The following is a 19,347-nucleotide window of genomic DNA, read 5'->3' on the forward strand; positions in this document are numbered from 1 at the left end:
GCTACTCCGCGCGCACCGCTGCGGCGATGATGGCGTGCAGGCTCTCCCGCAGGTTCACCAGATCGGCCGGCGGCAGCCCGAGGCGCTCGACGATGCGCGGCGGGATGGTCTCCGCCTCGGCGCGCAGGGCGCGGCCGCGCTCGGTCAGCGTGACCTCGAGCGCCCGCTCGTCCGTCGAGCTGCGTCTGCGCTCGATGTAGCCGGTCGCCTCCAGGCGCTTGAGCAGCGGGGAGAGCGTCGCCGGCTCCAGCTGCAGGGCGTCGCTGAGGTTCTTGACGGACCGCGGCTCCGCCTCCCAGAGGGCGAGCATCACGAGGTACTGGGGATGCGTCAGCTGCAGCGGCTCGAGCACCGGCCGGTACAGCGCGATGACGCTGCGTGCGGCCACGGCGAGGCCGAAGCAGACCTGGTTCTCCAGGGCGAGCAGATCATCGGACACGAGGGCCATTCTAGGCGCGCCCGCGGTCACCGATCGTCGGTCCGGCGCTGCTCGGTGCGCTCGCCGCTGGCGGGATCGATCGTGTCCCGGGTCGTCACCGTGCGGGTGCGCCTGCGGAACGTGAGGAACAGCGAGAGCACGAACACGAGCAGTCCCGCCCCCATCAGGATGTAGCCGGTCACCTTAAGGTCGATCCAGCTGATCTCGACGTTCAGGGCGAATGCCAGGATCAGCCCGACCACGAAGATGAAGATGCCGCTTCCGATGCCCATCGTGCCCTCCCCGTCCGGTGGCGCTCAGGCTACTCCGCGCGCTCGCCTCCTGGCACGGGCGATTTCGCGCCTCACTCCGCGCGGGAGAACTCGGAAGCCCTGGCCACCTGGTCGGCGGTCAGCGCGACGCCCGTGTAGCGCTCGAACTGGCGGGCCGCCTGCAGCGCGATCACCTCGGCGCCGGTGATCAGCGTCTTCCCCGCGGCGCGTCCGGCGGCGACGAGCGGTGTCTCCGCCGGGAAGGCCACGACGTCGAAGACGGTGTCCGCACGCCGGATCTGCTCGTCGGAGAAGGCCTGCGTCCGCTCCTCGGAGCCGCGCATCCCGAGCGGTGTCACGTTCACGATCACGTCGTGGGCGGGAGCCGGGTCGTCGGCCAGCCAGCGATAGCCGTACTTCTCGGCGAGGGCGGGGCCGGCCTGCTCGTTGCGGGCGAGCACCGTGACGTTCTCGAATCCACAACCCCGGAACGCGGCGACCACGGCCTTGGCCATTCCGCCGGAGCCGCGCACCAGCACGCTCTTTGCGGCGTCGACGCGCTGCTGGGTCAGCAGCAGGGCCACCGCCTCGTAGTCCGTGTTCGAGGCCGTGAGCAGACCGTCCTCGTTGACGACGGTGTTCACGGACTCGATCGCGAGGGCGGACGGCTCGAGGTTGTCGACCAGCGGGATGATCGCCTCCTTGAACGGCATCGAGACGGAGCAGCCGCGGAAGCCGAGCGCCCGGATGCCGCGTACGGCGCCCTCCAGGTCGTCGGTGCTGAACGCCTTGTAGACGAAGTTCAGACCGAGCTCGTCGTAGAGGAAGTTGTGGAAACGCGTTCCGATGTTGCTCGGGCGACCGGCGAGGGAGATGCAGACCTGCATGTCCTTGTTGAGGATGGGCATGCGTCCATTCTCGCCCTGACCGGCGGGATCAGCCCTCGGCGCCCGCGACGACCGTGCCGATGCCGAGCGCGGCGAGCACGCCGGCGGACACTCGCTCCAGGATGCGGGTCACCCGCGGGCGCCGGAGCCAGGCGACCAGCCGCGAGGCGAGCACGGTGACCGCGACCAGGTAGAGGCCGCCGACCACCGCGTCCACCGCGCCGAGCAGCATGGTCTCGCCGAAGCCGGCGTGCGCGGAGACGAACTGCGGGACGACCGCGAGGAAGAACAGGCCGACCTTCGGGTTGAGCAGCGTCGAGAGCAGCCCGGCGACCAGGCTGGACGAGGAGCGCCGGCGCTGCGCGGGGATCGCCTCGGCGCCCTCCTGCTCGCGGCGCGCGCTCCGCCGGGTCGAGAGGAACGCCATGATGCCGAGGTACAGCAGGTAGAGGCCGCCGATGATCTTCACGATGCGGAAGAGCTCGGCCGACTGCTCGAGCAGCGCGGCCAGTCCGACGGCGACCAGTGCGGCCCACACGAGCGAGCCGACGGCGCAGCCGGCCGCGGCCGCGAAGCCGTCGCGCGCCCTGCCCATGCTGTAGCGCAGCACCAGGAAGGTGTCGGGGCCCGGCGTGAGGGCCAGGACCAGGCAGAGCCCGGCGAACGCCAGGATGGAGAGGGCCGTCATGCGACGATCCTAGGGGCTCACCGCTCCACTTCGTCCAGCCGGATCGTGGCGGAGGGGCCGGCCGGGTCGACGAGCAGTCCGGCATAGCCGTCCTCCCTGGCGACGCGGGCGACCTGCGCGACGGTGGTCCCGCGTGCGGTCAGCTCCGGCGACCAGGCGAACACCTCGGCCGGCGACGTGAAGACGGGATGCAGCAGGGCGCCGTCCGCTCCGACGGCCGACGGCACCGCGCCCTGCGCGGCGTCCACGCCGACGTAGACGACGGAGGACTGGGTGAGCAGCGCGAGGAACTGCGGCCAGGGGAGGTCGCGGTCGACGAGCGCGTTCTTGAGCGCGGCGTTGCGGCCGGGCTCCTCGGTGACCTGGCCGCGCAGCTCCTCGCTGTACGCGATGAGCAGGGCGTCGTCCCCCGGATCGAGCGCGAGGCCGTCCGCGCGGGACATCGCCTCCGCGAGCACGGACCACGCCGGCTGCGCCAGGGAGAGGAAGCGCTCGCCGCGGCGGTAGGCGGAGAGCCGCTCGTTGCTGGTGAACGCGACGAGCAGCTCCTTGCCCGCGGCGTCCACCTGCTTGCCGAGCGCGAGGGTGTCGCCCTGCTGGAAGCCGGCCTCCGGGTCGGCGAACGTGGACGCGCTGATGTCCAGCAGCAGTTCGCCGGCCACGCACTGCCGCAGCACGTTGGAGAACGTGCGGGCGTCCTTGCCGGCGGCCCACGCCTCCAGGGCGGTCTGGACGGGCAGGTTGCGCACCGGTCGTTCGCTCATGCGATCAGTATGCCGGGCCACGGTTACGTTCACAGCTTGACTCCAAAAGGCCGATCGTCCACGCTTATCGCTATGACCGCCACCGTGGGGCCCCACTCCCGTGGCGCACGCAATCCCGGGTCGCAGGGAGCCCTCAGGCACCTGAACCAGGAGCGTCTCGTCGAGTTCCTGCTCGCCAACGGCTCCTCCACCCAGGCCGAGCTGGCGCGCGGAACGGGCCTGTCCACCGCCACCGTCTCGAACATCGTCCGGGACATGGCGGCGAAGGGCGTCGTGGCGACGTCGCCGGTGACCTCGAGCGGCCGGCGGGCGCTGCTGGTGCAGCTGACCGACACGGGCGATGTCGCTGTCGGGGTCGACTTCGGCCGCCGGCACGTGCGCATCGCGCTGTGCACCCTCGGCTACGAGGTGATCGCCGAGGGCGAGATGCCGCTCGCGCTCGGCTACGACGTCGGCGGTGCGATGCAGGAGGCGGCGGCCCTGCTGGACAGGATGCTCGAGGCGGGCGGTCACGACAGGGAATCCGTGCTCGCGGTGGGCATCGGCATCCCCGGTCCGATCGACCGCAGGACCGGCACCGTGCTGCAGGGGGCGATCCTGCCGGAGTGGGTCGGCGTCAACCTGCGCGACCTCGAGGACACCTTCCGCTTCCCCGTCCTGGTCGACAACGACGCGAACCTCGGCGCGCTCGCCGAGGTGACCTGGGGCGCCAACCGCGGGGTGCGGAACCTCATCTTCGTGAAGATCGGCACCGGCATCGGGTCCGGGCTCATCCTGAACGGCCTGCCCTACTACGGGTCGCTCGGCATCACGGGCGAGCTCGGCCACACCCCCGTGGCGGAGCATGGTGTGATCTGCCGCTGCGGCAACCGCGGCTGCCTGGAGACGATCGCGTCGACGACCGTGATGATCGAGGCGCTTTCGCACGGCGCGAGCGCGCCCGTGAGCACGGCGGACATCCTGCGCAGGGGACTGGAGCGCGACCCTGCGGTACTCCGCGTCGTCGGCGACGCCGGCACCGCGATCGGGCAGGCGATCGGCAACATCGCGAACATCATCAACCCCGAGCTGGTGCTCATCGGCGGTCCGCTGGTGGGGCTGGGGGAAGCGCTGCTCGGGCCGATCCGGAACGGCATCCAGCACAACGCCATCCCGGTGATCGCCGAGACGACGGTCGTTCGGATCTCCTCGCTCGGCGACCGGGCCGAGTCCCTGGGCGCCGCGGCCCTGGTCATCCAGGGCGCGCTGGCCGGCCGGGACTAGCGTCTTCCGGATCCCGGCGTACCATCGCGCTCGTTTGTTATCGATCCGTTGTCTTCAACATTTGACGCCAAGACTGAATTTAGCGTTTACTACTTAGGCGCATAACGCGTAGCAGTGCAACACAGCCCGATTCCAGCACACCAAGGAGCGACGATGTCGTCGAATGCAGTCATCCTGCAGATGCGCACGATCACCAAGGAGTTCCCGGGGGTCAAGGCGCTCGAGGATGTCTCCCTCACCGTCCACGCGAACGAGATCCACGCGATCTGCGGCGAGAACGGCGCAGGCAAGTCCACCCTCATGAAGGTCCTCTCCGGCGTCTACCCGTACGGGACCTACAGCGGGGACATCGTCTACCAGGGCGAGGTCATGCGCTTCAGGGACATCAAGTCCTCCGAGCAGCGGGGCATCGTGATCATCCACCAGGAGCTCGCGCTCATCCCGGAGCTCTCGATCACCGAGAACATCTTCCTCGGCAACGAGCCCGGTCGCGGCGGCGTCATCAACTGGGGGGAGGCGAAGCGGCGCGCGGTCGAACTGCTCGCCCGCGTCGGCCTCAACGACGACCCCGACACCCAGATCAAGAACATCGGCGTCGGCAAGCAGCAGCTCGTCGAGATCGCCAAGGCGCTCAACAAGGACGTGAAGCTGCTCATCCTCGACGAGCCCACCGCGGCGCTCAACGAGGCGGAGTCCGCGCACCTGCTCGACCTCATCGTCGGGCTCAAGCACAAGGGCGTCAGCTCGATCATCATCAGCCACAAGCTCAACGAGATCGAGCGCGTGGCGGACGAGATCACCATCATCCGCGACGGCCGCACGATCGAGACGCTCAGCGTGAAGGCCGACGGCGTCGACGAGGACCGCATCATCCGCGGGATGGTCGGCCGCACCCTCGAGAGCCGCTTCCCCGAGCGCACGCCGAACATCGGCGAGGTCTTCTTCGAGGTGCGCAACTGGGTCGTCCAGCACCCGCAGGTGCCGGAGCGCCTGGTGGTCAAGGACTCCAGCTTCTCGGTGCGCCGCGGCGAGATCGTCGGCTTCGCGGGCCTGATGGGCGCCGGCCGCACCGAGCTCGCGATGAGCGTCTTCGGCCGCTCGTACGGCACGTTCGTCTCCGGTGAGATCTACAAGGACGGCCGCCAGATCCAGGTGCGCAACGTCTCCGAGGCGATCGACAACGGCCTCGCCTACGTGAGCGAGGACCGCAAGGTGCTCGGGCTGAACCTGCTCGACGACATCAAGGAGTCGATCGTCTCCGCCAAGCTCACCAAGATCGCCTCCCGCGGCGTGGTCAACGACCTGAAGGAGCACGCGGTAGCGGAGCAGTACCGCACCAGCCTCCGCATCAAGACCCCGGACGTCGACCGCGGCGTCAGCACCCTCTCCGGCGGAAACCAGCAGAAGGTCGTGCTGGCCAAGTGGATGTTCACCGACCCGGACATCCTCATCCTCGACGAGCCCACCCGCGGCATCGACGTCGGCGCCAAGTTCGAGATCTACGGGATCATCCAGGAGCTCGCGGCGCAGGGCAAGGGCGTCATCGTCATCTCGTCCGAGCTGCCCGAGCTGCTCGGCATCTCCGACCGGATCTACACGATCTTCGAGGGGCAGATCACCAACGAGCTTCCGATCGCGGAGGCCACCCCCGAGACCCTCCTGAAAAGCATGACATCGGCCAAGAAGAAGGCAACCCACTGATGACCACACAGATCGAAGAAAAGAAGAAGTCGGGCGGCATCCGCGACCTCGGCAAGATGTTCGGCGGCGGCCAGTCCACCGGTCGCCAGTTCGGCATCCTCGGGGCGCTCGTCGTCATCGTCCTGCTGTTCGAGCTGCTCACCGGCGGCAAGACCCTCGACTCGGTCAACCTGATCAACCTGGTCAACCAGAACGCCTACGTGCTGGTGCTCGCCATCGGCATGGTCATGGTGATCATCGCCGGCCACATCGACCTGTCGGTCGGTTCGGTCGCGGCGGTCGTCGGCATCATCGTCGCGCAGGCGATGAACAGCTGGAACCTGCCCTGGCCGCTGGCCATCGTGCTCGGTCTCGCCGTCGGCGCGGTCATCGGCGCCTGGCAGGGCTGGTGGGTCGCCTACGTCGGCGTCCCGGCCTTCATCGTGACGCTGGCGGGCATGCTCATCTTCCGTGGCCTGAACCAGCTGATCGGAAACGCGAACACCATCCCGGTCCCGGACGGCTTCACCTTCATCGGCGGCGGCTTCCTGCCCGAGTGGGGGCCCGACACCGGCTTCAACAACTCCACTCTGCTGCTGGGCCTGGTCATCGCCGTCGTCATCGCGCTGATCGAGGTGCGCACGCGCCGCAACCAGACGAAGATGAACTCCGAGAAGGCGCCGCTCTGGGTGAGCGTGTTCAAGGTCGTCGTGCTCGACGCGATCGTGATCTACTTCACGTTCCTGTTCGCGGGCGGCCGTGTCGGCACCTCGTTCCCGGTCTCCGGCATCATCCTCGGCGTCCTGATCATCCTCTACTCGTTCATCACCCGCAGCACGATCTTCGGTCGTCACATCTACGCGGTCGGCGGCAACTCGCACGCCGCGGAGCTCTCGGGCGTCAAGATCAAGCGCGTCAACTTCTTCGTGATGATGAACATGTCCGTGCTCGCCGCCCTCGCCGGCATGATCGCGGTCGCCCGGTCGGTCTCCTCCGGCCCGCAGGACGGACTCGGCTGGGAGCTCGACGCGATCGCGGCCGTCTTCATCGGTGGCGCCGCGGTCTCCGGCGGTATCGGTACCGTCGCCGGCTCCATCGTCGGTGGTCTCGTCATCGCCGTGCTGAACAACGGCCTGCAGCTGCTCGGCGTCACGAGCGACTGGGTGCAGATCATCAAGGGCCTCGTGCTGCTGATCGCGGTCGGCATCGACGTCTACTCGCACCGCCGCGGCGGGCCGTCGCTGATCGGCCGGCTGCTCGGTGGCGGGCGCAAGCGCGGCGAGGCCGCGGTCGACGCGGCCGGCGCCGAACAGCCCGCGGTCGTCCCCACCTCCGACCAGGCCGAGGACTCCTCGCGGTCGCTCAGCTCCTGAACTCCACATCCCCCTGCACCATCCACAGAGAAGAAAGAGATAAGAATGCGCAAGATCGCACTCGCGACAGTGGCTGTCGCAGCTGCCGCCGCGCTCGCCCTGTCGGGCTGCTCGAGCCGTGACGGCTCGTCCGGCTCCTCGACGGCGTCCGGCTTCGCCAAGGACGCGTCGATCGGTGTCGCCCTCCCGACCAAGACGTCGGAGAACTGGGTTCTCGCCGGTGGCCTGTTCGAGGACGGCCTGAAGGAGGCCGGTTTCAAGGGCGACGTCCAGTACGCCGGTGGCTCCGGTGTCTCCGACCAGCAGTCGCAGATTCAGTCGATGATCACCAACGGCGCCAAGGTCGTCATCATCGGCGCCGTCGACGGTGGCCAGCTCGCTGCGCAGGCCAAGGCCGCGCACGACGCCGGCGCGACCGTCATCGCGTACGACCGCCTCATCCTCAACACCAAGGACGTCGACTACTACGTCGCGTACGACAACGAGAAGGTCGGCGAGCTGCAGGGCCAGGCCCTGCTCGACGGCATGAAGGCCAAGTTCCCTGGCAAGAAGAACTACAACATCGAGCTGTTCTCCGGCTCGCCGGACGACGCCAACTCGAAGGTCTTCTTCGACGGCGCCATGAAGGTGCTCAACCCGAAGATCAAGGACGGCACGCTGAAGGTCGTCTCCGGTGAGACCGCGCTCAAGCAGACCGCGACCCAGGGCTGGCTGCCGGCCAACGCGCAGACGCGCATGGACACGCTGCTCGCGAAGAGCTACGGCTCGGCCGAGCTCGACGGCGTCCTGTCGCCGAACGACACCCTCGCGCGCGCCATCATCACCTCGGTGAAGGGTGCGGGCAAGCCGGTCCCGATCGTCACCGGTCAGGACTCGGAGGCCGAGTCGGTCAAGTCCATCATGGCGGGCGAGCAGTACTCGACCATCAACAAGGACACCCGCAACCTGGTCAAGCAGGCCATCCAGATGGTCAAGGACCTGCAGCAGGGCAAGAAGCCCGAGACGAACGACACCACGTCGTACGACAACGGCAAGAAGGTCGTCCCGGCCTTCCTGCTGAAGCCGGTCATCGTCACCAAGGAGAACGCGGCCGAGGCGTACGCCAACGACCCGACCCTGGAGCCGCTGACCAAGTAAGTGCAGCATCCACACGGCGGCGGCCGGTCCCGAGAGGGGCCGGCCTTCGTCGTTCCGGGCGCGTGCGTGCCGGGATGGCGGTGGGCATGAAAAGAGGGGCCGGAGCGGTTCATCGCCGCTCCGGCCCCTTCCCCCGGATCCTTCCCCCTGGACCGGTCCCCCGTGGCCGAGCCTGGTTAAAAGGTAGGGAGGGAGCCGCTCGACGGCATCGGGGCTGTCACGGATTCCCGGACCGTGGCAGCCCGTACCGAGCGGACGGTTTCATGCGGGCGGGCGCGGGCTCGGGCCCGGGCTCGCGGTGATCGGGCTGCGCTTGCCGCGGAGCCGCCGGAGCACGATCGCCGGGAAGACGACGAGCAGCAGGAGGAGGACGACCAGCACGGCGCAGCCGACGACGATCGCGGGGGTCCGACCCAGCGTCACATCGAAGACGAAGAAGACGACGCCGGAGGTCAGCAGCGCGACGAGGGCCAGGGTGATGCGCAGCAGTCGGTTCGCGATGGACACGGTCTGCACCTTCTCGTGGTGCCGGAACAGCTGACGGTGCAGGGCGACCGGCGCGAGCCCGAGGGCCGTGCATCCGGCGGCCAGCGTCACGAGCACGAGGTAGAAGCCGACCTGGAACCCGTCCAGCTGCGAGAAGCGCTGCTGGAACGCGATGGCCAGTAGGAAGCCGCTGATCAGCTGCGTGCCGGTCTGGGTGACGCGGAGCTCCTGCAGGATCTCGCTCCAGTTGCGGTCGGCGCGCTGGGTCTCGCTCTCGGGCCGCCCATCCTGCGGGTCGACGTCGGGTTCGGGAGGCTGCGTCATCGCTCCATGCTCGCCCCACTCGTGCGGCGGCGCAATGCCGCCCGATAGAACCGGACCAGCTCCGAGGCGCTCGGGCGCTGGGAGGCCATCCCCGCGGCGTCCACGCGCTTCGACGCCATGTGGTGGCGCCAGGATTCGGCGGCGCAGCGGTGGTCCCACGCGACGGCTGCCGCAGCCTCCAGGGTGCGGCACCAGCCGATGAGCTCGCGGCCCCGGGAGGCGGGCGCCCAGGTGACCACCCGGAACCAGACCTCCGGCCGGTTCGGGTCGCCGAAGGCGAAACGCCGCACGACGGCGTACGGCGCTCCCATCGCGCCCTGGCGCAGCACCCACTCGGTCGGCAGGGCGTTCGCCACGGGGTGCCAGGATGCGCTCACGGCAGAACGTTACGGAACGCCGCCGACACCGCCGCCGGTCAGGTGAAGAGCCGGATGACAGCAGCGACGACCGCGGCCGCCGGCACCACGATGATGAACGGGACGCGCAGCGCGTAGAGCCCGGCGGCGATCGCGACGGCGGGGAGCCGCGCATCCAGCTGCAGCGACTGGCCGGCGCCGAAGGTCTGCACGCAGATCAGCGCGGCGAGCAGGGCCGCGGTCAGCAGGTCGCTGACGCGCGCGACCGTCGGGTGATCGAGGGCCTTCGGCGGCACCAGCCAGCCGGCCGCCTTCAGCGCCAGCACTGCGATGGAGCCGAGCAGGATGATGTGCCAGGTGGTCACGGCTCCACCTCCCTCTCCATCGGGACGGGGTCGGGATGCGGAGGGTCGTCCCTGCGCCCGAACAGGTTGAGCGCGCCGACCACGATCGCGACCACGGCCGCGGCGAGCACCGGCAGGCCGGGCATGAGGAACGGGGTGAGCAGCGTCGCGACGAACCCGGCGGCGACCGCGACGGCCTGCGTCTGCCTGGCCTTCAGCCGCGGCCAGAGCAGGCCGAGGAACGCGGCGGCGGCGGCCGCGTCGAGCCCGTAGGCCTTCACGTCGCCGATCAGGTTTCCCAGCAGGGCGCCGGCGAGGGTCATCAGGTTCCAGCCGATGTAGACCACCAGGCCGGTGACCCAGAAGCCGATGCGTTGCGCGCGCGGCTCGGTCTGCGCGGTGGCGACCGCCGTCGACTCGTCGATGGTGAGCTGCACGGCGGCGGAGCGGCGCCAGAAGCCGGCGCCGATGATGCGGGAGAGGCGCAGCGCGTAGAAGGAGTTGCGCACGCCGAGCAGGGCGGCGCTCGCGATGGCGGTGCCGCCCGCGCCGACGCCGCCGGAGGCCAGCACGCCGATCAGGGCGAACTGCGAGCCGCCGCTGAACATGACGAGGCTGAGTACGCAGGCCTGCCAGACGTCGAGTCCGGAGGCGGTGGCGAGGGCGCCGAACGAGATCCCGTAGGCCGCGGTCGCGATGCCGACGGCCCATCCCGAGCGCGCCGCCGCCCGCTCCTGGGTGGTGCGGGCGGCCCTGGTCACCGGAACAGTCTGGCCACGACCGTCTCGGCGGTCGAGTCGTCGAGGGTCCAGGGCTGGAAGATGACGCGGTAGATGATCGGGGCGACGACCACGTCCATCACCTCGTCCTCGGTGAGCCCGGATTCCGGGTGGCGGGCGAGCAGCATCCCGGACTCGGTCCGGCGATTGCGGAGGCAGTCCGACTGCCGGTCGCCGGCTGCGCCGGCCCCGCCGCGGAGCAGGGCGGCGTTGACCGGCTTGCGGAAGTGCGTGACGAGCCCGCGGGCCCAGTCGGTGAGATCGTCGCGGAGCGAGCCGTGGTCGGCGAGGGGTCGGTCGGGGTCGAGGTGATAGGTGGCGATGTCGTTGATGAGCGTTGGCAGGTCGCCCCAGCGCCGGTAGATGCTGGTGGGATTGACGCCGGCGCGCTCCGCGATCATCGGCACCGTGACGCGCTCGCTGCCCTTCTCTCTGACGAGCTCTTCGACGGCGGTCCTGACGCTGTGGATGACCGCGGCGCTGCGTCCGCCCGTCCGCTTCGACGGTGTGGTCGTACTGGTCATGGGAATAGCTTAAAGCAAATTCTGTTGCTTTTCGGTGGGAGTCGCCCTATAGTCCGTTAAAGCAATCATATTTGCTTTAGGAGGCCCGAAATGTCTACAGCCGAGCAGACCCGCGTGACGGGGTCCGTGCCCGCCGTCCGCCTCTCGCGGCCTCGCCGGCTGCGTCCGGCCGCGGCGTTCACCGGCACCGCCCTCGCGTTCGTCGCGGTGGCGCTCGCCGTCGGGGCGCCGAGCCCGCTCTTCGTGCTCTACCAGCAGGAGTGGGGCTTCCCGTCCTGGCTGCTGACGCTCGCCTTCGCGATCTACGCGGTCACGCTGCTCATCACGCTGCTGGTCGCCGGGTCGCTCTCGGACCACATCGGGCGCCGCCCGGTGCTGATCGGCGCGCTCGCGCTGCAGGTCGTCGCGATGCTGATGTTCCTGTTCGCGACGGACATCGGCTGGATCATCGGCGCCCGCTCGGTGCAGGGCGTGGCGACGGGCGCGGCGATGAGCACGTTCACGGCGGCGCTGGTGGAGCTGGCCCCGGAGCGGCAGAAGAAGCTCGGCGCGACCATCGGCAGCACGGCGCCCGTCGGCGGCATCGCGCTCGGTGCATTCTTCACCGGCCTCGCCGTGCAGTTCACCGCCCAGCCGACGACGCTCGTGTTCGCCACCCTCGCGCTGCTGTTCGTGGCAGGCATCCTCGTCGTCCTGGCGTCGCCGGAGACGGTGCGAGCGCGGCCGGGAGCGGTGCGCTCCCTGATCCCGCGCCTGCTGATTCCCCGGGCGGCACGCTCGGAGTTCGCGGCGGCCATCCCGCTGTTCGTGGCGACGTGGATGCTGGCGGGGCTGTTCATCGGGCTCTCACCCTCGATCGTGCACGGGCTCTTCCACCTCGACTCCGGGCTGCTGAACGGCGCCATCGTCGCGGTACCCCCGGCCGTCGGCGCCGCCGCCGGCCTCGTGCTGACCAGGGCCGCCGCCCGGACGACCACCATCTGGGCGATGGCGGCGATCATCGTCGGCGTCGGCATCGCCGGGGTCGGCATCGTGGCCGAGTCGCTGCCACTCCTGTTCGCGGGTGCGGTCGTCGCGGGCGGCGGCTTCGGCGCCGGGTTCTCGGCGATGCTGCGCATCCTCGCGCCGCTCGCGCCGAACGACCAGCGCGCCGAGCTGTTCGCGGCGATCTTCCTCGTCAGCTACCTGGCGTACGGCGTGCCCGCGCTCGCCGCGGGCGAGCTGATCGCGACGATCGGTCTCCTGCCGACCGCGCTCGGTTACGTGGTCGCGATCGCGGCCGCATCGGCGGTGGCGCTCGCCGTGCAGCTGGTCAAGCGACGTCGATGAGCACCTTCCCCACGATGCCGCCCTCGACGGCGTCGTGGGCGGCGGCGGTCTCGGCGAGCGGAAAGCGCGTGAGCGGGAGGCCGTGCTCCTCGCCGACCGGCAGGGCGCCTGCGGCGACGGCGGCGGACACGGCCCGCACCGCCGCGTCCTTCTGCTCCGGAGTCACGGTGTAGGTGAGCACGAACTGCCAGCGCAGGTTCTTCTGCATGCTCGGGCGGATCGGCACCACGACCTCGGTGACGCCGGGCGCATCGGCGTAGCTCGCAATGGTCGCGCCGCGCGCGGCGACCTTCGCATCCAGCTCGGCATTCGCGCCGACGTTCACCTCGACGATGACATCCACCCCGCGAGGGGCGAGCGCGCCGATCGCCTCGGCGGTGTCGGGATCGGTGTAGTTGACGACGTGGTGCGCACCGGCCGCGCGCGCGAGCTCGGCCTTCTCGTGGCTGCTGACGGTGGCGATCACCGTCGCGCCCGCCCAGACGGCGAGCTGGATGGCCGCGTGGCCCACCGCACCCGCGCCGCCGGCGACCAGCACGGTCCTGCCGTCGAGGGAGCCCTCGCCCAGTTCGGCGGGCGCGTGCTCGTACGAGGTCAGTGCGCGATGGGCGGTGAGTGCGGGGATGCCGAGGGAGGCGCCGACGTCGAAGCTTACGGCGTCCGGCAAGGCGACCGCCTGGCGCTCCGGCAGCACCACGAGCTCCTGGGCGGTGCCGTCGGGGCGCTGGAAGGCGGCATCCCAGACCCAGACGCGGTCGCCGACGCGCAACCCGGTCACGCCGTCGCCGACCTCGTCGACGACGCCGGCGCCGTCCTGGTTCGGCACCTGCGGACGCGGCAGCTCGGCCGGGCCGCTGCCACGGCGCGACTTCCAGTCGGTCGGGTTCACCGCGGAAACGTGGATGCGCACGCGCACTTCGCCGGGTCCGGCGTGCGGCTCCTCGCGCTCGCCGAGGACGAGGACATCCGAATCGCCGGTCGCGGCGTAGCTCACAGCCTTCATGGCTCCAGCCAACCACGCGCCACCGGTCTCTCGCCATCCGTTCCGGAGTTCTTCACGCGACACACCGGTGGGAAGCGGTAAGAACTCCGGAAGCGATGGCGGCGGGACTGCTGAGCGTGCCGCTCGGACGCGCTGAGAGGGACGGTCGTTCCACGTAGACGACGGTGTCGCCTCTCTCCTCCACCATGCGAGTCGTCCCAGTGAACACCGATCGTGATGGTCGGCGGGCCACAGAGGGGTGCGGCACTCGGTTGGGTGAGCAGATGCCCACTGTTATGCAGCGAGTTCTCTCTGGTCTTGTCGCTGCGCTGCTTCTGCTCGCAACCGCGGTCGTGGTCGCGCCTGTGGCGCAGGCGGCATCGGCCGATCGGATTTCTGGTGCTGATCGTTATGCGACGAGTGCCGCGATCGCGGCGAGGTTCGATCCGACGCCGACGGTGTGGGTCGCGTCGGGGGCGGACTTCCCGGATGCGTTGTCTGCGGCGCCGGCGGCGGTGGCGCAGGGTGGTCCGTTGTTGTTGACGGCGCCGGGTTCGTTGTCGGCGGCGGTGAAGACGCAGCTGTCGCGGCTGCGTCCGGCGACGATTGTGGTCGCTGGTGGGACGGGTGCGGTCTCGGTGAGTGTGGCGAAGGAGTTGTCGGCGTTTACGACGTCGAAGTCGGCGTCGAGCGTGGTGCGGATGGCGGGCGCGGACCGGTATGCGACGTCGCGGGCGATCGCGGACTACGCCTTCGGGACTACTCCGACGGCGTATGTGACCTCGGGGGAGGGGTGGGCTGATGCGTTGTCGGCGGGGGCTGGCCCTACTCGTGCCCAATTCCTGAGCTTCATACTCACCTATCCAGATGGAGCGACAATCATCACTGGAAAGAGGTCGAAATGTGCCCCCTAAGACGCGTTATCCGGTCACCCCGGACTCATCGGCGGAAACGATGCGCTGGCAGCCTTTGAAGACCGCAGGTGGTGCGTTTCTCGCAGCGATCGCGTTAATGCTGGTCGGATGCACGGACAGCAACTCCACTCCTGAAGTGTTCTCGTCTCCAATTGAATGGACGGCGAGCGCATACGATGTTTCCGTAGAGGGTAGCGTCACGCCTGAGGGCCAGGCGATGAGGCTGAGACTCCAGCCCGGAGGATTGGCCTACGTGTCTGGCTTCCCTCAGGGGCGGACATCGAAAGGTCAATTTGCAGGGCGACAATATCCGTGCCTAGTGCGGACTACCGATGCGGGGTACACGGGCGATGCGCGTTGGCGTCGGGTGAACGAGTGGTGGATCGAGGTGTCGTTCTCTGGCTCGAAACTCCAAGTGTCCGCATCAACGGCCCGCTTCTCGAACCAGCCAGATTGGACCCAAGTCAGCTTCTCGCAATGTAGCAACCTCGGGGACGGCGGATGGATTCTTGGGCTGTCCTGCGGCTCAGTGGATCCGCTCGTGGTTCACCACGCGACGTGCTCGCCCGAACGTACCCCAACGGGCAGGGAATGACCCTGCGACTGCTTCGGGGCCAAGGGCTCCACGCATTGGCCGATCGGCGCATGGCAGATTTGGATCAGGATGACGGACTGAACGCAATCAGCGCCATGGTTATCGAGGTAGCGCTCAACGCTAGCGAGAGGGCACTGATGGCTGTTCCCCAGACCGCAAGCGACTTGCCCTTCAGTGTCGACTTCTTCATGTGAGCCCACGAGACGATCGACACGACGATTCCTGCCAACGGAAACAAGAAGGCGAGAATGAATCCCGCGATCGCCATTGCGCTAACGCGTCGTCTGTGCGGTGAAGCAGCTGCATCGGATGCAGCCGATGCAGTGGCACCGTCGGCCTTCGACGCGTGACGGGTCATCGATCCCCCTGAGGCTGGCTCTGCAATTGTTAGGTTCAGAACAATGATAAACACAGAATGTCACATGCGAAATGATCGCGACAAGCGGGCATGTCTTGCGATCGGGGGCGGGCTCGCTTTCCAGGCCTCGTAGCGAATGGAGCTTGACGTTCGGCTATCAGGCCGCAAAGCTCGGAACCGCGGCGTCGTCGGCGGTGAAGGCGTCGAATTTGTCGTCGGCCAGAGCGACTCGGCGAACGACAACACGATCGGATAGTGACTTCACAAGACCTAACCGAACGGGCATGAGGAAGGCCCAATTCGTCGCGTTCACCTGGCCCTATCCAAACTCGGAAACGATCAAGCGAGGATGGACTATGAAAGCGGGATGCGTGGCGCGGCGGGTCAGCGACGAGGTCGGCGCGCGAGCACGTCTCGCAACCCGAACGTGCTGCTAGGACGGCAGCCGAGCGTTCGAGGGTGGATCGAGCGAACGTGAAACGCATAGGCGGGTGAGGCAACGAGTATGCGGTGGCGGCGTCGCAGGCGGCTGACCATGGTGTGGATCGTCATGCAGGATTCGATGGACACGGATGAGCCGGTGATCGGTGTCTTCGCGAGCTTGGAAGAGGCGGGCGAGTACAGGTCGAGGGTGGAAAGTCTCTATCAGGACGGAGTAGTGATCGTGCCCTACTCTGTCCCGTATCGGTCCATCGACCACAGTCGGACCATACGGTTTCCGCTGAGCGAGTAGGGTCCGCGCGCGGTCAGCGACCGTGCGGCGCTCAGCCCGCGGAGCAGGCGCCGGAACTGATCGGGGCCGAGCCGACCGAGTTCAGCACGGGACGGAGCTCGTCGAGCGTGAGCGCGTAGCCGGTGTCCGCGTCCGAGGTGGACCGGGCGAACACGACGCCGGCGACGTCGCCCGCGGTGTCGAGCAGTGGGCCACCGGAGTTGCCGGGGCGGATGCTGCCGCGCAGCGAGTAGATCTGCCGCTCGACGATCCCGCTCTGGTAGATGTCGGTGCCGCGTGCGGTGAGCTCGCCACGGACGCGCTGCGGCGTGATGGTGAACGGTCCGTCGCCGGGGTAGCCCGCCGCGTACGCCTGGTCGCCTGCGGCGAGATCCTCCCCGATCCGCAGCGGCTGCGCGCTCAGGTCGGTGACGTCGAGCACGGCGAGGTCGCGCTCCGGATCGAAGGCGACGAGGGTGGCTCGGTCGACGCCGGTGCCGTCCGCGCTCCGGACGACGATGGAGGATGCGCCGGCGACGACGTGCGCATTGGTGACAACACGTCCGCGCTGGACCACCCAGCCACTGCCCTCGGAGTCCACGCCGCAGGCCGGCTTGGCGGCGAGCACGGTGACCACCGAGTCCTGCGCCTTGGCGACCGCCGACGGCACCGAGCGGTCCGGTGCCTCGATCGGCGTGATCGGCTCCCCGCCCTCGAAGACCTTCGGCAGGCCGGCGCCGGCGAGCGCGTCGTCGACCGCGCCGAGCACAGTGGAGGACGGCATCGGCGCGATGGTGTTCAGGGTGGAGACGACGCGCGACGAGTTCGCCGCTTGCACGACGGTCGCGAGGCTGGTCGCCATCGCGAACCCGGCGACCAGCCACACGACGACGGCCCAGGTCACGAGCCCGAGAACGGCGCCGACGAGCGAGTCCAGCCAGCGGATCGGGCCGTGCCGGAGCACCTTTCCGAGCAGCGAGGCCAGCGCGGCGGCGATCGCGTAGACGATACCGGCGCAGACGAGGATGACGATGGCGGCGACGACGGAGCGCTGCGTGACGCCGGTGAGACCCGAGCCGGCCATCCAGTCGACGACGACCGGCGCGAGCATCAGGCCGATCGCGAGACCCAGGCCGAGACCGACGAGCGAGCCGGCGGCGCGGATCGCCCCGTTGCTCCAGCCCGCCGCGATCGCGAGGACGGCGAGCACGAGCAGCACGACGTCGACAACGATCTCCACGCGCCCAACGATGCCCCACCTTTCTGGGGGCAGCCTGGGGTGACGGTGAGCATCCTCTGGCGCTTGCCTCCGTATCCCTCGGGGGCTACCGTTCGTGGCCCGACCACATGAGGAGGAGACATGACCGATCCGACGGAGCGCGGCGACCTCGACCCTGGCGAGCGGGAGATGACGAGCGCCGACCTCACGGCGCACGACCCTGAGCACGGCCAGGAGCCGGACGGACAGGACCCGGATCGGGAGGACGACGACAGCGACGGCGAGGAGCCGTCACTGCAGGAGCACCACAACGCGGAAACCGAGCAGGACACGGTCTCGGGAGGTGCGCCCGACTGAGCTCCGGCCGGTCAGGGGCGCTCGCCGGCCGGCCATCGCCAGGAGCCGTCGACGAGTTCGAGCGTCAGCTCCTTCGCAGTGCCGTCGACGATGCTGAGGAACGGATCGTTCCACCGGGTCTCCGGGCGCTCCGGCCAGCGGTAGTGGGCATTGATGGCCCCGGCGTGCCGACCATCGACACCGGGGATCGGCGTCGCGACGATCCCGTCGACCTGCGATGCGGTCGTGGATGTGTTGAGCACGAGCGCGTCCGTCGTCACGATGACGACGGCGGGCGTGCCCTCCGGGGTCGCAACGGCGACCTTCTCACCGCCGGGGAGGACGGCCGCCGCGGACAGCCCCGCCAGCGTCACCAGCAGCCCGAACGCTCCGATCGCGGACAGCGAGACGAGGACTCTGGCGCGCACCCAGGGTGCCGGCCGGCTTCGCGAGGCCCGTGCGAGGAGCGCGAGCGCGATAGCGGCCCCGCCGGTCACGACCACGCCCCAGACGCCGACGAGCCAGACGACGTCTGTGACCGGACCGAGCCAGATGAACGAACCTCTCGGCAGGCGGTCGTTCACGAAACCCAGCCCCAACAGGGCGGAGAGCACCAGCGCGGCCACGATGCCGCAGGCCGACGCTGCAGCGGTGAGAGCTCGCGAGCGATGCGTCATGACCGCCCACTGTATCCGGATTCGGATGGACGCTAGCGGCGGTCGCCGTCCTCGCCGTCCGTGTCGTCGTCGCCCTCGTGCGTCTCCGGTACGGGGAGCGTCTCCGGCACGATGTCCGGATCCATCTGCCAATCCGGGATCGGCTGTTCCTTGTCGTCGCTCATGCGGGCACCATACGCCGGGGTCACTCGCGGGGCGAGGCGTCCTCGTCGTCCGGCGCGGCATCGCCTGCCGGCGGCTTGCGGCGCGCCGTCAGCACGACGATGAGCACACCGGCGATGGCGATGACCACGATCGCGACGGCGATGCCGATGACCAGGCCCATGTTGCCCGAGTCCGCCGCCTTGGTCGGCTGCGGGGTGGAGACCGTCGCCGCAGGTCCGGGTGTGGCTCCGGCCTGGGCGGTGACCGTCGGCTCCGGCGTGGCCGCGGGAGTGGTCGCCGCTGCCCCGCACGGCGAGGAGGCCGAGCCGGCCGCCGCCGTCGTGCCCGCGGGCGGGGCGTAGCGGAAGCCGTACGAGTTCGACACGGTGTGGCCGTCGGCCGAGACGACCTGGTAGGCGACGGTGTACTGCCCGGCGGCGCCGAGCGCGACGGGGGCGGAGACGACCGCATCGGCGATCGAGGGGCAGCCCGTCTCGTAGTGCGTACCCGCGCCGTCCGGCCCTGTCACCGTCAGCAGCGTGCCGCTGCCGTTGCCGCCGAGGTCGAGGACACGGTCGTTGAACGTGAGTGCCACGGTGTCCAGCGGGGACTGCACGGTGGAGTCCGCCGCCGGGTCGCTGGACACGAGGTAGTCGTGCGCGGAGGCCGCGGTGGCCGGGACGAGGATCACAGCGATGGCCGCGGCGAGGCCGGCGGCTGCGGAGAGGAGGCGGCGGCTCATGCTCGAACCCTACGCGAGTGCACTGGTCGCCGCCTGTGCACGCG

General features: G+C 69.3%; 23 protein-coding genes. 7 read left to right on the forward strand and 16 right to left on the reverse strand.

What is annotated here, in order from left to right; translation table 11 throughout:
* Position 1: 1 nt before the first annotated feature.
* From AAME72_RS07425 to AAME72_RS07445, 5 genes are all read right to left on the reverse strand, one after another.
* On the reverse strand, positions 2-448 hold the full coding sequence (locus tag AAME72_RS07425) for a MarR family transcriptional regulator (protein ID WP_348789597.1): 447 nt from the start codon (positions 446-448) through the stop codon (positions 2-4).
* Positions 449-465: 17 nt separating this feature from the next.
* Positions 466-711 (reverse strand): DUF6458 family protein, encoded by a 246-nt coding sequence (locus AAME72_RS07430; RefSeq protein ID WP_348789598.1) that lies wholly within the window; start codon positions 709-711, stop codon positions 466-468.
* Positions 712-782: 71 nt separating this feature from the next.
* A complete protein-coding gene (locus tag AAME72_RS07435) occupies positions 783-1,598 on the reverse strand; it encodes a shikimate 5-dehydrogenase (protein ID WP_348789599.1) in 816 nt (271 codons plus the stop codon).
* A 28-nt stretch (positions 1,599-1,626) separates the two neighbouring features.
* Entirely contained in the window at positions 1,627-2,265 is a 639-nt protein-coding gene (locus AAME72_RS07440) for a LysE family translocator (protein WP_348789600.1), read from the reverse strand.
* A 17-nt stretch (positions 2,266-2,282) separates the two neighbouring features.
* Complete coding sequence (locus tag AAME72_RS07445; protein WP_348789601.1) at positions 2,283-3,029, reverse strand: SseB family protein; 747 nt, start codon at positions 3,027-3,029, stop codon at positions 2,283-2,285.
* A gap of 72 nt (positions 3,030-3,101) precedes the next feature.
* Between AAME72_RS07445 and AAME72_RS07450 the strand changes: the two genes are divergently transcribed.
* The 4 genes from AAME72_RS07450 to AAME72_RS07465 all read left to right on the forward strand — a co-directional run bounded on the left by AAME72_RS07450 (position 3,102) and on the right by AAME72_RS07465 (position 8,482).
* On the forward strand, positions 3,102-4,292 hold the full coding sequence (locus tag AAME72_RS07450; RefSeq protein WP_348789602.1) for an ROK family transcriptional regulator: 1,191 nt from the start codon (positions 3,102-3,104) through the stop codon (positions 4,290-4,292).
* 153 nt (positions 4,293-4,445) lie between these two features.
* Positions 4,446-5,993 carry a multiple monosaccharide ABC transporter ATP-binding protein gene (gene mmsA / locus AAME72_RS07455; protein WP_348789603.1) on the forward strand — a complete coding sequence of 516 codons (1,548 nt, stop codon included), beginning with the start codon at positions 4,446-4,448 and terminating at the stop codon, positions 5,991-5,993.
* Entirely contained in the window at positions 5,993-7,345 is a 1,353-nt protein-coding gene (gene mmsB, locus AAME72_RS07460; RefSeq protein WP_348789604.1) for a multiple monosaccharide ABC transporter permease, read from the forward strand. Before mmsA ends, mmsB begins: the two co-directional genes overlap by 1 nt.
* A 45-nt stretch (positions 7,346-7,390) precedes the next feature.
* Entirely contained in the window at positions 7,391-8,482 is a 1,092-nt protein-coding gene (locus tag AAME72_RS07465; protein ID WP_348789605.1) for a sugar-binding protein, read from the forward strand.
* Between the two features lie 261 nt (positions 8,483-8,743).
* Here the strand turns inward: AAME72_RS07465 and AAME72_RS07470 are convergent, their stop codons facing one another.
* The 5 genes from AAME72_RS07470 to AAME72_RS07490 are packed head-to-tail and all read right to left on the reverse strand — an operon-like array spanning position 8,744 to position 11,295.
* On the reverse strand, positions 8,744-9,292 hold the full coding sequence (locus tag AAME72_RS07470; RefSeq protein WP_348789606.1) for a DUF6328 family protein: 549 nt from the start codon (positions 9,290-9,292) through the stop codon (positions 8,744-8,746).
* Complete coding sequence (locus tag AAME72_RS07475; RefSeq protein ID WP_348789607.1) at positions 9,289-9,669, reverse strand: hypothetical protein; 381 nt, start codon at positions 9,667-9,669, stop codon at positions 9,289-9,291. The genes AAME72_RS07470 and AAME72_RS07475 overlap by 4 nt, the downstream gene beginning before the upstream one ends.
* A 38-nt stretch (positions 9,670-9,707) precedes the next feature.
* A complete protein-coding gene (locus AAME72_RS07480; protein WP_348789608.1) occupies positions 9,708-10,013 on the reverse strand; it encodes an AzlD domain-containing protein in 306 nt (101 codons plus the stop codon).
* The gene (locus tag AAME72_RS07485; RefSeq protein ID WP_348789609.1) at positions 10,010-10,753 is read right to left on the reverse strand and encodes an AzlC family ABC transporter permease; all 744 of its coding nucleotides are present in this window, start codon (positions 10,751-10,753) and stop codon (positions 10,010-10,012) included. Before AAME72_RS07485 ends, AAME72_RS07480 begins: the two co-directional genes overlap by 4 nt.
* Positions 10,750-11,295, reverse strand: a complete 546-nt coding sequence (locus AAME72_RS07490) for a TetR/AcrR family transcriptional regulator (RefSeq protein ID WP_348789610.1) — start codon at positions 11,293-11,295, stop codon at positions 10,750-10,752. Before AAME72_RS07490 ends, AAME72_RS07485 begins: the two co-directional genes overlap by 4 nt.
* A 90-nt stretch (positions 11,296-11,385) precedes the next feature.
* On the opposite strand from AAME72_RS07490, the gene AAME72_RS07495 reads away from it, so the two are divergent.
* Complete coding sequence (locus AAME72_RS07495; protein ID WP_348789611.1) at positions 11,386-12,624, forward strand: MFS transporter; 1,239 nt, start codon at positions 11,386-11,388, stop codon at positions 12,622-12,624.
* Here AAME72_RS07495 and AAME72_RS07500 read toward each other — a convergent pair.
* Entirely contained in the window at positions 12,608-13,627 is a 1,020-nt protein-coding gene (locus AAME72_RS07500) for an NADPH:quinone reductase (protein ID WP_348789612.1), read from the reverse strand. The two genes, AAME72_RS07495 and AAME72_RS07500, sit on opposite strands and share 17 nt — an antisense overlap.
* Before the next feature lie 275 nt (positions 13,628-13,902).
* Between AAME72_RS07500 and AAME72_RS07505 the strand changes: the two genes are divergently transcribed.
* Positions 13,903-14,520 (forward strand): cell wall-binding repeat-containing protein, encoded by a 618-nt coding sequence (locus AAME72_RS07505; RefSeq protein ID WP_348789613.1) that lies wholly within the window; start codon positions 13,903-13,905, stop codon positions 14,518-14,520.
* A 659-nt stretch (positions 14,521-15,179) separates the two neighbouring features.
* On the opposite strand, the gene AAME72_RS07510 is transcribed toward AAME72_RS07505, so the two are convergent.
* Together AAME72_RS07510 and AAME72_RS07515 are read right to left on the reverse strand one after the other, a co-directional pair.
* The gene (locus tag AAME72_RS07510; protein ID WP_348789614.1) at positions 15,180-15,473 is read right to left on the reverse strand and encodes a DUF4190 domain-containing protein; all 294 of its coding nucleotides are present in this window, start codon (positions 15,471-15,473) and stop codon (positions 15,180-15,182) included.
* A gap of 764 nt (positions 15,474-16,237) precedes the next feature.
* Positions 16,238-17,425, reverse strand: a complete 1,188-nt coding sequence (locus AAME72_RS07515) for a MarP family serine protease (protein WP_348789615.1) — start codon at positions 17,423-17,425, stop codon at positions 16,238-16,240.
* Positions 17,426-17,545: 120 nt separating this feature from the next.
* On the opposite strand from AAME72_RS07515, the gene AAME72_RS07520 reads away from it, so the two are divergent.
* Positions 17,546-17,761, forward strand: a complete 216-nt coding sequence (locus AAME72_RS07520; protein WP_348789616.1) for a hypothetical protein — start codon at positions 17,546-17,548, stop codon at positions 17,759-17,761.
* A gap of 11 nt (positions 17,762-17,772) precedes the next feature.
* Here AAME72_RS07520 and AAME72_RS07525 read toward each other — a convergent pair whose 3' ends face one another.
* From AAME72_RS07525 to AAME72_RS07535, 3 genes are read right to left on the reverse strand one after another with little or no spacing between them, the layout of a single operon-like run.
* Positions 17,773-18,417 carry a hypothetical protein gene (locus AAME72_RS07525; RefSeq protein ID WP_348789617.1) on the reverse strand — a complete coding sequence of 215 codons (645 nt, stop codon included), beginning with the start codon at positions 18,415-18,417 and terminating at the stop codon, positions 17,773-17,775.
* Positions 18,418-18,449: 32 nt separating this feature from the next.
* Positions 18,450-18,581: a hypothetical protein gene (locus AAME72_RS07530; RefSeq protein WP_348789618.1), complete on the reverse strand. Its 132-nt coding sequence runs from the start codon at positions 18,579-18,581 to the stop codon at positions 18,450-18,452.
* Positions 18,582-18,601: 20 nt separating this feature from the next.
* Positions 18,602-19,303, reverse strand: a complete 702-nt coding sequence (locus tag AAME72_RS07535) for a copper resistance CopC family protein (protein ID WP_348789619.1) — start codon at positions 19,301-19,303, stop codon at positions 18,602-18,604.
* Between the last annotated feature and the right edge of the window lie 44 nt (positions 19,304-19,347).

It is taken from the genome of Leifsonia sp. NPDC080035, assembly GCF_040050925.1.
Classification (GTDB): Bacteria; Actinomycetota; Actinomycetes; order Actinomycetales; family Microbacteriaceae; genus Leifsonia.